The sequence below is a fragment of the Streptomyces sp. NPDC054975 genome, assembly GCF_053609105.1.
Genome location: NZ_JBSGWV010000014.1, coordinates 16,568 through 29,146, shown reverse-complemented (window position 1 = coordinate 29,146; position 12,579 = coordinate 16,568). Strand labels below are relative to the sequence as shown.

Here is a 12,579-nt window from a genome sequence, read left to right as displayed (position 1 = left end):
ATCAAGGGTAGTGATCGCCGCTCGAAGGGATCGGGACCGTGGGCCGAGCTTGTGTGGGAGCTGTGGGAGCCGCCGCCGTACTGGGGCTGCTGACCGGGTGCGTATCGAACGGGGACGGGGCCGCGCCTCCCTCCCCTTCCGTGTCCGTGTCCGCGTCCGCCACGGAATCGGGGGCGCGGGGCGCCCCCGGGTCCGTGCGTGTCGCCGGGACGCTGACCGAGGATCTCAAGTCGCCGTGGGGCGTGGCCGCGCTGCCGGACGGTGACCTCCTCGTCGCCTCGCGCGACGAGCGCACCATCACCCATGTCGACGTGGGCACGGGGAGGAAGACGCCGGTCGGAGAGGTGCCCGGGGTGGTGCCCGGCGGTGAGGGCGGGCTGCTCGGCCTCGCCGTGCGGGACGGCCAGGTGTACGCGTACTTCACGGCGGAGTCGGACAACCGCATCGTCCGCATGCCGTACGGAGGCGGGGCCGGGGACCGGCTCGGGGCGCCCGAGGTGGTCCTCGCGGGCATCCCGAAGGGGACCGTGCACAACGGCGGGCGGATCGCGTTCGGCCCGGACGGGATGCTGTACGCGGGGACGGGCGAGCGGGGCGAGCGGGGACTCGCGCAGGATCGGCAGTCGCTGAGCGGCAAGATCCTGCGTATGACGCCGGAGGGCAGGCCGGCACCGGGCAATCCGTTCCCGGGCTCGGTGGTCTTCTCGCTGGGCCACCGCAATGTGCAGGGCCTGGCCTGGGACGCGGACGGGCGGCTGTGGGCGGCGGAGTTCGGCCAGAACACGTGGGACGAGCTGAATCTGGTCCAGGCCGGGAAGAACTACGGCTGGCCGGAGGTGGAGGGCGTCGCGAAGCAATCCGGCTTCGTGGACCCGGTGGCCCAGTGGAGAACGGAGGAGGCCTCGCCGAGCGGCATCGCGTACGCGGAGGGCGCGATCTGGATGGCGGGGCTGCGGGGCGAGCGCCTGTGGAGAATCCCGGTGTCCGGAGCGGAACGCTCCGGGGACCCCGAGGCGTTCCTCGTGGAGGAGTACGGGCGGCTGCGCACGGTCCTGGCAGCGGGGGACGGCCGGCTCTGGCTGACCACGAGCGAGACCGACACCCGGGGGACGCCCGGGCCCGGCGACGACAAGATCCTCCGGCTGGAGGTGAAGTAGGAGGCGGAGACGATGTTCAACATGATGGAAGAGCTGTTCGCGCCCGGCCGTCAGCACACCGAGGACGAGCGGCAGCGGCTGGAGCTGACCCGGGAGGACGCGGGGGACGCGGACCCCGCGCGGGGGCCCGTGGACCTGAGCTCCGGCGCCGTGCTGATACGCGTGCCGACGCCGGTGACCGTCCGCAACGACGACGACGAGGACGGGGACGGGCCCGGGGGCGGCGAGGAGTAGGCCCGTCGAGCAGGCCTCAGGGCGTCGGCTCCAGGAGGCGGAGGCGGTGGGCCAGGGCGGCGGCCTCGCCCCGGCCGGAGACGCCGAGTTTGGCCAGGATGTTGGAGACGTGGACGCTCGCCGTCTTCGGGGAGATGAAGAGCTCCTCGGCGATCTGGCGGTTGGTGCGGCCGGCGGCGACCAGGCGCAGGACGTCCTGTTCCCGGGGGGTCAGGCCGAAGGCGTCCTCGCCCGGGTCCGGTTCCGGGGCGCGGTCCGGGGCGGTCAGCGGCAGGCGGGCGCGGGCGGCCAGGAGTTCGACGTCCTCGCGCAGCGGGTGCGCGCCGAGGCGGACGGCGGTGGCGTGGGCCTCGCGCAGCAGCGCGGCGGCCTCGTCGCGGTGGCCGCCCTCGGCCAGGAGGGCGTCGGCGAGGCGGTGCCGGGCGAGCGCCAGGAGGTAGGGGCGGTCCAGGGGCTCGTAGGCGGCGACGGTCTCGGTCCAGCGGTCGACCGGGTGGCGGCCCTCGGCTCGGTCCAGCTCGGCCGAGGTGTGGCGGGCGTACGCCTCCCAGACGGGCGCCGGGGTCGCCAGGGACCGGGCGCAGCGGCGGAGCAGGGCGAGGGTCTCGGCCCGGCCCTCCTCGGCGGCCGGGAGGCCGAGCGCGTCGGCCTCGGCGGTGGCGGCGCTGAGGAGCAGCGGCCAGGCCTCGCGGTGGGTGCCGGGCGGGAAGCCGGCCTCGACGGCGGCGGCGAGCACCGTCCGTACGTCCTGGATACGGCCGCCCGCGGCGGCGACGGTCAGCTCGACCTGCCTCCTCGGGACGACGTACTGGGGCATGGGGTCGGACTCGCCGAAGTGGTCGCGCGCCACGGCCAGTTGGGCGACGGCCGTGGTGAGTTCGCCTCGGGCGACGGCCAGTTGGGCGAGGCGGAGGGCGGCGGAGCCGCGGGGCTTGGCGCTGGTGCCGAAGTGCTCCAGCCACTCGCAGTTGCGCTCGGCCTCGTCCCAGAGGCCGAGGGAGAGCTGGGACTCGGCCTGGTTGGCGCGGATCCAGCCCTGGCTGTCGAGGAGGCCGTGGGCGCGGGCGAGGCGGAGGCCTTCCTCGGCGACCTCGACGGCCTCCCGGGAGCGGCCGAGGTTCTCCAGGACGTGCGAGAGGTTGACGTGGGCGCGGGAGCACTCGTGGTAGAGGCCGAGGGCGCGGGTGCGGTCGCGGGTCTCGTACATGGTGGCGAGCCCGGCCTCGCGGTCGCCCGCGCTGACCTGGAGGGTGCCGAGGGTGAGGCGGGCGCCGAGTTCGATGGGCTCGTTCTTGACGAGACGGGCGTACTCCACGGCCCGTTCGGCGGCGGCGAGGCTCTCGGGGCCGGGCTTGTGCAGCATGCCCCAGCCGGCGGCCACGACGAGGACGCGGGCGTGGACGGCGGACGGCGGGAGGCCCTTGACGAGGTCCTGGGCGGTGGCGATCTCGGCCCAGCCGTCGGAGCGGCCGAGGCCGGAGACGATGCGGGACCGCTCGCACCAGAACCAGGCGGCGCGCAGGGGGTCGCTCTCGCCGCCCTCCTCGGCGGAGTCGAGGAGCCGCAGCGCCATCTTGCCTATCTTCAGGGCGCGTTCGCGCTCTCCGCAGAACCGGGCGGCGATGGCGGCCTCGGCGAGCAGGTCGAGGTAGCGCAGCGGGGTGGTCGCCGGGTCGCAGCCGCACGCGGGGTAGGCCTCGACGTAGTCGATGGGCCGCAGCGAGTCGCGGACCTCCGCGGGGACCTCGTCCCACAGCTCCATGGCCCGTTCCAGGAGGCTCAGTTGCTCCGCGTGGGCATAGCGCTTGCGGGCCTCCACGGAGGCGCGGAGCACGGCGGGCAGCGCCTTCGCGGGGTCGTGGGCGTGGTACCAGTAGGTGGCGGTCCGGGTGACGCGTTCGTCGGCGCGGACGAGGGAGGGGTCGGCCTCCAGGGCCTCGGCGTACCGCCGGTTGAGGCGGGAGCGCTCGCCGGGCAGCAGGTCGTCGCTGACGGCCTCGCGGACCAGGGAGTGCCGGAAACGGTAGCTGTCGCCGTCGGGGACGGCGAGCAGGATGTTGGCGCCGACGGCGGCCCTGAGCGCTTCGATCAGGTCGTCCTCGGAGAGCCGGGCGACGGCGGCGAGCAGGGCGTACTCGACGGTGGAGCCGCCCTCGGCGACGATCCGGGCGACCCGCTGGGCGTCCTCGGGCAGCGCCTCCACGCGGACGAGCAGCAGGTCGCGCAGGGAGTCGCTGAGGGATCCGGGGGCGCAGCCGGCCTCGTGGGAGACGACGAGCTCCTCGACGAAGAAGGCGTTGCCGTCGGAGCGGTCGAAGACCTCGTCGACGAGTGCGGCGTCCGGTTCGGCGGCGAGGATGCCGGTGAGCTGGCGGCGCACCTCGGCGCGGGTGAAGCGGGCGAGTTCGATGCGGCGGATGGTGCGCAGCCGGTCGAGTTCGGCCAGGAGGGGGCGCATCGGGTGGCGGCGGTGGATGTCGTCGGAGCGGTAGGTGGCGACGACCACGATCCTGCCCCGGCGCAGCGTGCGCAGCAGGTAGGAGAGGAGGTGCCGGGTGGACGCGTCGGCCCAGTGGAGGTCCTCCAGGACGAGCACGATCGTCCGGTCGGCGGCGAGGCGCTCCAGGAGCCGTACGGTCAGCTCGAAGAGGCGGGCGGTGGAGTCCTCGTGGGACGGCTCGTGGCTGCCGACGTCACCGAGCTCGGGCAGGAGCCGGGCGAGCTCGCCCTCCTGGCCGGCCGCCGCGGCGGCCAGTTCGCCCGGGAGGCGGCGGCTCAGCGAGCGCAGGGCCGTGGAGAAGGGCGCGAACGGCAGCCCGTCCGCGCCCACTTCGACACAGCCTCCGACGGCGACGTAAGCGCCCCGGTCGCAGGCCGCCGCCACGAACTCCTCGATGAGCCGCGTCTTGCCGACGCCGGCCTCGCCGCCGACGAGCAGGGCCTGGGGCTCGCCGTCGGTGGCGCGGGCGAGGGCGTCGGTCAGGGCGGCGATCTCACCGGCCCGGCCGACGAACACGGGACTGACTGACCTGGTCTCCACGGCGCCGAGCATCGCACAGCCTTCCGACTTGGCGCCCACACGGGTCACGCGGCCCGGGCGAAACGGGCGCGCGCTGTTCCCACCTGCCCCTCGGATTCTTGGTCGGCTGACCGGGCGGCCTTCGCGGCCCGCCGCGCCTTGACGACCTGACGGGTCAGGCGCTGGGCGGCGGCCTCACGGATGAGCTCGGCGTGGTGCTGGCGGTTCAGTTCGTACGCGAACATGTCGTTCTCCCCTGGTGTCGGTATCGCTCCTTGCGATGCCTCTACTCTCGTCCGCCAGGGGGTGCGGCCACATCGGGCGAGTGCCGCATGTTCGGGGTACGGGGGTCCTTAGGCGGGCCCCGGGGGGTGCCTTAGGGCGCGGTCGGAAGACTCAGGAACAGGTCGAAGTACATCCCCGCCGACAGGAACATGCCGATCGCGCCGAGGACGGCGCCGGCGACGGCGACCGCGCGGACCCAGACGGGCCGCTGCGGGCGGAGAAGGACGAGCACGGCGACGACGAGGGCGAGGAACGCGAAGACGCCGTTGACCAGTGCGGTGCTGTGCCAGGCGTCGGCGTAGATCTCGTCGATCTGCTGGGCGGCGGTGCCGCCCTGGGCCTTGATCTGGCCGATGAGCGTCTCGCGCTCGCTGGTGACCTTCCCGACCCAGGTGCCGGTGAGGGCGGCGAGCCCGAGTCCGGTGGAGACGACGGCGGCGGCAGCGGCGCCGATGCCGTCCCCGGCCTCGGCGGCGGGGGCGGAGCCCTCCTCGGTCTCCTCCGGGGCGTCCGTCTGGTCGGCGTCGTCCAGCTCGACAGCCTCCGGTGCCTCCGGCGTCTCAGCCGTCTCGTCGGCCTCGGGGGCCTCGGTGGTCTTCTCCGTCTTGATAGTCATGCGCCGCACGGTAGGTGCCGCGTATGAGAGGCGTCTTAAGACGGAGAGGCGTCCTGGGCCGTCTTCTCCTCGACCGGCGGGACGGTCACCCGCTGCGCCGGGATCATCTCCCGCGCGTCCGCGGCGGCGCGGCTCTCCGGCGGCTCGATGCTGATCCGGGGCATGCGGCGGTCGAGCCAGCGCGGGATCCACCAGTTGGCGCCGCCGAGCATGTGCATGAGGGCCGGGACGAGCAGGGTCCGCAGGACGAAGGCGTCCAGGGCGACGGCCGCCGCCAGCGCGATGCCGAACATGGCGACGACCCGGTCGCCGGAGAGGACGAAGGCGAGGAAGACGGAGATCATGATGACCGCCGCCGAGTTGATCACGCGGCTGGTCTCGGCGAGCCCGACCCGGACCGCCCGCCGGTTGTCGCCGGTCTCCAGCCACTCCTCGTACATCCGGCTGACCAGGAAGACCTGGTAGTCCATGGAGAGCCCGAAGAGCACCGAGACCATGATCACCGGCAGGAAGGGTTCGATCGGGCCCGCGCTGCCGAGCCCGAGCAGCTCGCTCCCCCAGCCCCACTGGAAGATCGCCACGACGATCCCGAAGGCCGAGGCGACGGCCGCCACGTTCATCAGCGCGGCCTTCACCGGGATGCCGATGGACCGGAAGGCGACCAGGAGCAGCAGACAGCCGAGCGCGATGACGACGCCGACGAAGAGCGGCAGCTTGCCGACGATGATCTCGGCGAAGTCGTCGTACGAGGCGGTGACACCGCCGACGTGGACGTCGAGCGAGCTGCCCCGCTCGGCCGTGGGCAGCACGTCCGCGCGGAGCCGGTCGACCAGCTCGCTGGTGGCCTTCGACTGCGGCGAGGAGTCCGGTACGACGGTCAGGACGGCGGTGTCGCCCGCGCTGTTGTACGTGACCGGCGAGACGGACTCGACACCCTTGGTGTTCGCGAGCGCGGCCGGCAGTTCGCCGAGCGCGACGCGGTCGTCGGCGCCGTCGATCTGGGCGACGAGGGTGAGCGGCCCGTTGACGCCGGGTCCGAAGCCGTCCGCGAGCAGGTCGTAGGCCTGCCGGGTGGTGGCCGTGGCCGGGCCGTTGCCCTGGTCGGAGGTGCCGAGGTGGAGGGAGAAGGTGGGCAGCGCGAGGACGCCCATGACGACGGCGGCGACCACGCCGAGCAGCTTGGGGTGGCGCTCCACGAAGGCGGACCAGCGGGCGGCGAAGCCGGTCGGCAGCTCGGGCTGCGGTCCGTGCTCGGCGAGCTGCCGGCGTTCGCGCCGCGACAGTGCCCGCATGCCGATCAGGGAGAGCAGCGCGGGCAGCAGGGTCACGGAGGCGGCGACGGTGAGGACGACGGTCAGCGAGGCGGCGATGGCGACGCCGTTGAGGAAGCTGAGCCGCAGTATCAGCATGCCGAGCAGCGCGATGCAGACCGTGGCCCCCGCGAAGACGACGGCCCGGCCGGTGGTGGCGACGGCGATCCGCGCGGATTCGGGGACCGGGAGGCCGCGTTTGAGGCCCTTGCGGTGGCGGGTGACGATGAACAGCGCGTAGTCGATGCCGACGCCGAGGCCGATGAGCATGCCCAGCATGGGCGCGAAGTCGGCGACGGTCATCACATGGCCGAGGAGCACGATCCCGGAGTACGCGATGCCGACGCTGACGAGCGCGGTGGCGATGGGGAGCGCGGAGGCGGCGAGCGAGCCGAAGGCGAGGAAGAGGACGACGGCCGCGACGACGACGCCGACGGCCTCGGCGACATGGCCGCCGGGCGCCTCGGTGAGCGCGACGGCGCTGCCGCCCAGCTCGACCTGGACGTCACCGTCGGCGGCGGAGCGCGCCGTGTCGACCAGGGCCTGGGCCTGGGACGGCGGGATGTCGTCGGCCTGCTCGTGGAAGGTGACGGCCGCGAAGGCGGTGTGCCCGTCCTCGCTGATCTGGGCCTGCGCGGCGGCCGGGCCGGAGCCGTACGGGGAGGCGACGGACGCGATGCCGGGGAGGTCGGCGACCTTGTCGAGCATCTCGGTCATGCGCTGCTCGACGCCGGTGGCCCGGACGCTGCCCTGGTCGGTGTGCCACACGATGGTGTTGCCGTCGCCGCCGGTGCCGGGGAAGCCCTTCTCCAGGAGGGCGGTGGCACGGCCGGACTCGGTGCCGGGGACCTCGTAGTCGTTGGAGTACGCGGAGCCCGCGACCGACGCTGCGGCGACGGCGCCGCCGAGCGTGACGAGCCAGAGCAGAACGGCGACGAGGCGGTGCTTGATGCACCACCGTGCGATGGCTGCCAAAGGACGTGCTCCCTGGTGGTGGTTCGTGGATCTTTACCGGGGAACAGCCCGAAAAGAACGCATGACCTACAGGAGGCCACTGTCGCAGCCCAATAAGATCAATTGCCCCATTCGTGTCGATACTCACAGCTCTGCGCGGAAGCTCGGGCCTTTGGACCCGGGCTCCCGCGCGTGCGCCGTGGACGGGGGGATCAGCCGGAGACGCTCGCCCGCCCGTTCTCGATGTGCCCCATGAGCCGTCGGCGGAAGCCGCCCGGGGCGGTCACCTCGACGTCGTACCAGCCGTGCGCGTCGGCGGCCGAGTGCACGAGGGTACGGCTCCGGCCGGGCTTCACGGTGACGGTCCGGGTCCAGTCGCGAAGGTCGCCGAGGTCTTCGGGGTCCATGTACCCGACCGGCCGGACGGTGAAGGAGACGGGCGCCTTCCCGGTGTTCCGGACGGTGAGATGCAGGTCACGGTCATGATGGTCGATGTACGAGGCGAGTTCGGCGCCACCGGTGGCCGGGCCCTCGAACTCGCGGCGGAAGCCGTTCGGGCCGGTGATCGTGAACCGGTAATGATCACGCGTAAGGGGTACCGCCCATTGCGCCGTGCCCCTTACGTCCAGGTGCTGGGGGACGGTGAACTCACCGGCGTACGGGTACAGCGCGAAGTGGGCCGAGGCCTTCCCGGTGTTCTTCAGGTCGACGGTGACCTGGCCGGTGCCGACCCGCGCCTGGGCGTCCGGCTGGTACGGCAGCGGGCGGGCGGGGCGGGTGCCCGGCTCCTGGACCGGCATCTTCTGGACCAGCGGGGGCTGCGGCCGCCAGCGGCCGGAGAACGGCGGGATCGGACCCGGCTCCTCGACCTCGGGCCGGCGGTGGGCGCGCCGGAAGTCGAAGGCGGAGGTCAGGTCGCCGGTGACGGCGCGCCGCCACGGCGTGATGTTGGGCTCCCTGATGCCGGTGAGCTTCTCCAGGAAGCGGATCACCGAGGTGTGGTCGAAGGTCTCGGAGCAGACGTAGCCGCCGACCGACCAGGGCGAGACCACGAGCAGCGGCACGCGGATGCCCAGGCCGGTGGGCAGGCCCTTCCAGCGCTCGTCGGTGTTGTCGGCCGGCGGGACCGGCGGCGGCACGTGGTCGAAGAAGCCGTCGTTCTCGTCGTAGTTGATCAGCAGGACGGTGTGGCGCCAGACGTCCGGGTGCGAGCCGAGGGCGTCGAGCACCTTGTAGACGAGCGAGGCGGAGGCGATCGGCGAGGAGGAGCCGGGGTGCTCGGAGTCGACCGCGGACGGCACGAGGTAGGAGACCTCGGGCAGCGTCCCGGCGGCCACGTCGGCGCGGAAGGCGTCGGCGAGCTTCCCGGTCTCGACGCGGCGCAGTCCGCGCTCGAAGAGCGAGCGTTCGGCGTCGGTGAGGGCGGCCACGCCGTCCTCCAGGGCGGCGAGCAGCCTGGCCCGCTCGGCGAGGTCCTCCGTGTCGCGGACGGCGGCGTAGAACGACTCCATGAAGGTGTGCCCGCCGGTGGGGGCGAGGGCCTTGCGGGCGATCTTCTTGAAGGAGGTGAAGAACTCGATGTTGTTGTCGGTGAAGTTCTCCCACTCCGTGTACGTCTTCCAGCTCCGCCCGGCCGCTTCGAGGCGCTCGGCGTAGGTGGGCCAGGGGTAGCCGGGGTGGGTGCCCTCGGCGTACGCGGCGTTGGTGACGGCGCGGCTGCCGTCGGCCTCGTAACCGGTCCAGCCGGACCAGAGGTGGTTGCGGTTGGGGCTCGTCGAGGTGTGGGTGGACGAGTGGTAGGCGTCGCAGACGGTGAAGGTGTCGGCGAGCTCGTAGTGGAGCGGGATGTCCTGGCGGTCGTAGTACGCCATCGTCGCGGCGGTCTTGGCGGAGACCCAGCCGTCCATCCAGCCGTCGTGCCAGGCCTTGGCGCCGCCGCTCCAGGAGTGGTCGAGGTCGCCGATGTACTGGAGGTCCTTCGCCTGCGTCTGGGCGGCGCCCCGGATCGGGAACGGCAGCACGGTCCGGCCCAGGGCGGCCGGCTGCTCGAAGACCGGCTTGCCGGAGGGCAGCTCGATCGCGTTGCGGTCACCGAAGCCCCGGACACCGCGCAGGGTGCCGAAGTAGTGATCGAAGGAACGGTTCTCCTGCATGAGGATCACCACGTGCCGTACGGCGGACATGCCTCCGGCCGGCGGCCCCGCGGCGATCGCCTCCTGGAGCGACGGCGGGAGCAGCGTGCCCGCCGCAGCGGCGCCGAGCGCGCCTCCGCCCAGGGCGAGCACCTTGCGGCGGGACATCCGGGACTTCTCGGGGGACAAGACCGACCTCCAGTCGACGGCCAATGGTTCGCCTTCGAGCCATTGGGTGGTTCGCTGGGGACGGTAGTGAGACGGGATGACGGCGAGAAGACCCCGCGACGTCCCGGCGGTGAACGTCCAAGAGGACGACCGGGAAGTCCAAGCGGTCAAAGACCCTCACGGGGGCCGGATTCCGGTCCGGCGGGTGGGGCGACGGCGACCCGGAGCTTGGACTGGCCGTGCGGCAGGCGCTCCCAGTCGTCCATGAACCGGGCACGCAGGCCGTGCTTCTCGGCCAGTCGGGTCAGCGTCTCCGTACGGTAGTAGAAGTCCTCGCCCAGGACCTGGTGTTCGGCCCCCTCCGTACGGTCGAAGGTGAAGTCGAAGAAGCCGCCGGGCGCCATGACGCGTCCGACGTGGGCGAGGCACTCGTCGATGACCTCCAGCGGGGAGTGCGAGAAGACGCTGTGCGCGTGCACCACCGTGAACCGGGCCTCGGGAAGGAAGTCCAGCTTGAGGTCCTGGACGGCGGTCAGATACGGCAACCGGTCCTGAAGGCCGTAGCGGACCAGGGTCTTCTTCGCCTCGATGAGGATGTCCGGCGAGATGTCGATCCCGTAGTAGTGGCCGGGGTCCAGATGGTTGATGAACCGCCAGCCGGCGCGCAGATTGCCACAGCCGATCTCGAGCATCCGGTCCTTCGGCGACAGCCCGTGTCCGACCAGGTAGTCGTACTGCATCTGGCCGATGGCCAGCCAGCGGTCGCGGGAGGGGTTGCCGCCGACCGCAGCCTCCGGGCTCCGCGCCGTGTCGGACGCCATCACCGCCCGGTAGTAGGCGACGTGGTCCCCGCCGTGGCGCAGCCGCAGCCGCGTGTTCCGTCCGGCCCGGCGAAGGTAGGGCAGGACGCGCTGAGGGTTCCGCAGCGCGTAACGCACCTTGTGGCCCAGTCGTGAGCGGTTCGCCGACAGGCGTCGCGAAGCCGGTGTCTGTTCCATGACGGCCTCCGTGCCGCTGGCGGGCTTTCCCCGTGACCTCGACCCCCTCCTCGTCGGATGCTATCCACGGGCCTCCGGACCCGCCGCCTGAGCCTGTGCCTTCCGGGTGAACTCGCACCAGACGATCTTTCCGGGGTTGCGCTCACGCACGCCCCAGCGGTCGGCGAGCGACGACACGAGCAGCAGGCCACGGCCGGACTCGTCGCCCGGCTCGCGCAGTACGGGAGTGCCGTCGCCGCTGTCGTGGACCTCGATCCGCAGAGTGCGCAGGACGGGGTCCTTCAGGGCGAGGTGGAGGGCGTAGCCGCGACCGGGCGGTACGCCGTGGAGAAGGGCGTTGGTGGCGAGTTCGCTCACACACAGGAGTACGTCGTCCGCACGCGCGTCCAGGTTCCATTCGGCAAGCACCTTGCGCGCGAAGTCACGGGCGCGCGGGACGGTTCGGCGCTCGCGACGGAAGAACGCCTGGTGGTGGAGGGTGAGTTGGTCGGTCATGGCGCCACGATGCCGACTGGCGCCTCATGCGCCCCAGGTAGGGAACCCGTACAAAATCTTGGTACGGGAAGGAAATGCGTCGGGTGCGCGCGAGGCGGGGAAAGCAGTGCCCATGCAGCCAGGGAAGAAACCGAGGAAGAAAGTCCCCTCGTGGGAAGTCGTCGGCGCGCTCGTCGGCCTCTACCGCCAACACGCCGGGCTGACACAGCCCGAACTCGCCTCACGGGTGTGCATCGGCCTGGAGACACTGGGGTCGATCGAGCAGGGGCGCCGACCGTTGCGCCTGAAGCTCGCGGAAGAGATGGACGAACTGCTGGAGACGAAGGGGGCGTTGGCAGCGGCGGTGGCGAAGGTGCCGCAACGGGAGCGGTATCCGGCGTTCGCGCAGGAGTTCATGGAGCTGGAGGCGCAGGCGCTGGCGCTGCACTCGTACCAGAACCAGGTCGTCCCGGGCCTGCTTCAGACCCCCGAGTACGCCAGCGCCGTCTTCGAAAGCCTCTACCCACCCATCACCCAGCAAGATCATGAGGAGCGACTGCTGGGCCGTATCGACCGGCAGCGCATCTTCGATCAGAAGCCTTGGCCTCCGATGATGACTTTCCTGCTGGACGAGTCGATCCTGGAGAAGCCGATCGGCGGCAAGGACGTTCTGCGCGAGCAGATCCGACACCTGAGGCGGGTGGCCGAACTCCCCTTCCTCACAGCCCAGGTGATTCCGAAGAATCGCACCACACACGCGGGACTCGACGGGCCCATGGTGCTGATCGAGACCCCTGAGCACGAGCACCTCGCCTACATCGAAGGCCAACGCGTCAGCTTCCTCATCGAGGATGCAGACGAGGTCGGCATCCTCCAGCAGAAGTATGGAATGCTGCGATCGCAGGCCCTTACGCCAGAGGAAACCAAGGGCCTGCTCGATCGACTTGCAGGAGAGACATGAACTCTGAACTTTCGTGGTTCAAGTCCAGCTACAGCGGCAGCGAAGGCGGCGACTGCCTCGAAGTCGCCTACGACTGGCGCAAGTCCAGCTACAGCAGCGACGAAGGCGGCGCCTGCGTCGAGGTCGCCGCCCACCCCGCCGCCGTCCACGTCCGCGACTCCAAGCTCGCCGACAGCAGCCCCGTCTTCTCCGTCTCCCCCGCCGCCTGGGCCGACTTCACGGAGTGGAGCGGCCACTGAGCGGTGGGAAGGTGGGTGCGCCACGAGGGCGG

General features: G+C 71.8%; 11 protein-coding genes. 4 read left to right on the top strand and 7 right to left on the bottom strand.

Going from position 1 to position 12,579, the window contains the following annotated elements:
• The first annotated feature begins 53 nt into the window (after positions 1-53).
• Positions 54-1,157 (top strand): PQQ-dependent sugar dehydrogenase, encoded by a 1,104-nt coding sequence (locus ACWF79_RS15780; RefSeq protein ID WP_453728679.1) that lies wholly within the window; start codon positions 54-56, stop codon positions 1,155-1,157.
• Between the two features lie 12 nt (positions 1,158-1,169).
• Positions 1,170-1,391, top strand: coding sequence for a DUF6191 domain-containing protein (locus tag ACWF79_RS15775; protein WP_453728678.1), 222 nt, complete (start codon positions 1,170-1,172; stop codon positions 1,389-1,391).
• 16 nt (positions 1,392-1,407) lie between these two features.
• Here ACWF79_RS15775 and ACWF79_RS15770 read toward each other — a convergent pair whose 3' ends face one another.
• From ACWF79_RS15770 to ACWF79_RS15740, 7 genes are all read right to left on the bottom strand, one after another.
• The gene (locus tag ACWF79_RS15770; RefSeq protein WP_453728753.1) at positions 1,408-4,443 is read right to left on the bottom strand and encodes a helix-turn-helix transcriptional regulator; all 3,036 of its coding nucleotides are present in this window, start codon (positions 4,441-4,443) and stop codon (positions 1,408-1,410) included.
• A gap of 32 nt (positions 4,444-4,475) precedes the next feature.
• Positions 4,476-4,655: a hypothetical protein gene (locus tag ACWF79_RS15765; protein ID WP_453728677.1), complete on the bottom strand. Its 180-nt coding sequence runs from the start codon at positions 4,653-4,655 to the stop codon at positions 4,476-4,478.
• A 131-nt stretch (positions 4,656-4,786) separates the two neighbouring features.
• Positions 4,787-5,311 carry a hypothetical protein gene (locus tag ACWF79_RS15760; protein WP_453728676.1) on the bottom strand — a complete coding sequence of 175 codons (525 nt, stop codon included), beginning with the start codon at positions 5,309-5,311 and terminating at the stop codon, positions 4,787-4,789.
• A gap of 35 nt (positions 5,312-5,346) precedes the next feature.
• Positions 5,347-7,596, bottom strand: coding sequence for an MMPL family transporter (locus tag ACWF79_RS15755; protein WP_453728675.1), 2,250 nt, complete (start codon positions 7,594-7,596; stop codon positions 5,347-5,349).
• A 191-nt stretch (positions 7,597-7,787) separates the two neighbouring features.
• Positions 7,788-9,875 (bottom strand): phosphocholine-specific phospholipase C, encoded by a 2,088-nt coding sequence (locus ACWF79_RS15750; protein WP_453728674.1) that lies wholly within the window; start codon positions 9,873-9,875, stop codon positions 7,788-7,790.
• Positions 9,876-10,042: 167 nt separating this feature from the next.
• Positions 10,043-10,873, bottom strand: a complete 831-nt coding sequence (locus ACWF79_RS15745) for a class I SAM-dependent methyltransferase (protein ID WP_453728673.1) — start codon at positions 10,871-10,873, stop codon at positions 10,043-10,045.
• A gap of 60 nt (positions 10,874-10,933) precedes the next feature.
• Positions 10,934-11,368 carry an ATP-binding protein gene (locus ACWF79_RS15740; protein ID WP_453728672.1) on the bottom strand — a complete coding sequence of 145 codons (435 nt, stop codon included), beginning with the start codon at positions 11,366-11,368 and terminating at the stop codon, positions 10,934-10,936.
• 112 nt (positions 11,369-11,480) lie between these two features.
• On the opposite strand from ACWF79_RS15740, the gene ACWF79_RS15735 reads away from it, so the two are divergent.
• The gene (locus tag ACWF79_RS15735; RefSeq protein ID WP_453728671.1) at positions 11,481-12,308 is read left to right on the top strand and encodes a helix-turn-helix domain-containing protein; all 828 of its coding nucleotides are present in this window, start codon (positions 11,481-11,483) and stop codon (positions 12,306-12,308) included.
• Complete coding sequence (locus ACWF79_RS15730) at positions 12,305-12,547, top strand: DUF397 domain-containing protein (RefSeq protein WP_453728670.1); 243 nt, start codon at positions 12,305-12,307, stop codon at positions 12,545-12,547. The genes ACWF79_RS15735 and ACWF79_RS15730 overlap by 4 nt, the downstream gene beginning before the upstream one ends.
• Positions 12,548-12,579 lie beyond the last annotated feature (32 nt).

What these genes read in the sequence shown, in the direction of transcription:
- ACWF79_RS15775 (WP_453728678.1), top strand. Translation starts at nt 1,170, where the DNA reads ATGTTCAACATGATGGAAGAGCTGTTCGCGCCCGGCCGTCAGCACACC.
- ACWF79_RS15770 (WP_453728753.1), bottom strand. Translation starts at nt 4,443, where the DNA reads ATGCTCGGCGCCGTGGAGACCAGGTCAGTCAGTCCCGTGTTCGTCGGC.
- ACWF79_RS15765 (WP_453728677.1), bottom strand. Translation starts at nt 4,655, where the DNA reads ATGTTCGCGTACGAACTGAACCGCCAGCACCACGCCGAGCTCATCCGT.
- ACWF79_RS15760 (WP_453728676.1), bottom strand. Translation starts at nt 5,311, where the DNA reads ATGACTATCAAGACGGAGAAGACCACCGAGGCCCCCGAGGCCGACGAG.
- ACWF79_RS15750 (WP_453728674.1), bottom strand. Translation starts at nt 9,875, where the DNA reads ATGTCCCGCCGCAAGGTGCTCGCCCTGGGCGGAGGCGCGCTCGGCGCC.
- ACWF79_RS15745 (WP_453728673.1), bottom strand. Translation starts at nt 10,873, where the DNA reads ATGGAACAGACACCGGCTTCGCGACGCCTGTCGGCGAACCGCTCACGA.
- ACWF79_RS15740 (WP_453728672.1), bottom strand. Translation starts at nt 11,368, where the DNA reads ATGACCGACCAACTCACCCTCCACCACCAGGCGTTCTTCCGTCGCGAG.
- ACWF79_RS15735 (WP_453728671.1), top strand. Translation starts at nt 11,481, where the DNA reads ATGCAGCCAGGGAAGAAACCGAGGAAGAAAGTCCCCTCGTGGGAAGTC.
- ACWF79_RS15730 (WP_453728670.1), top strand. Translation starts at nt 12,305, where the DNA reads ATGAACTCTGAACTTTCGTGGTTCAAGTCCAGCTACAGCGGCAGCGAA.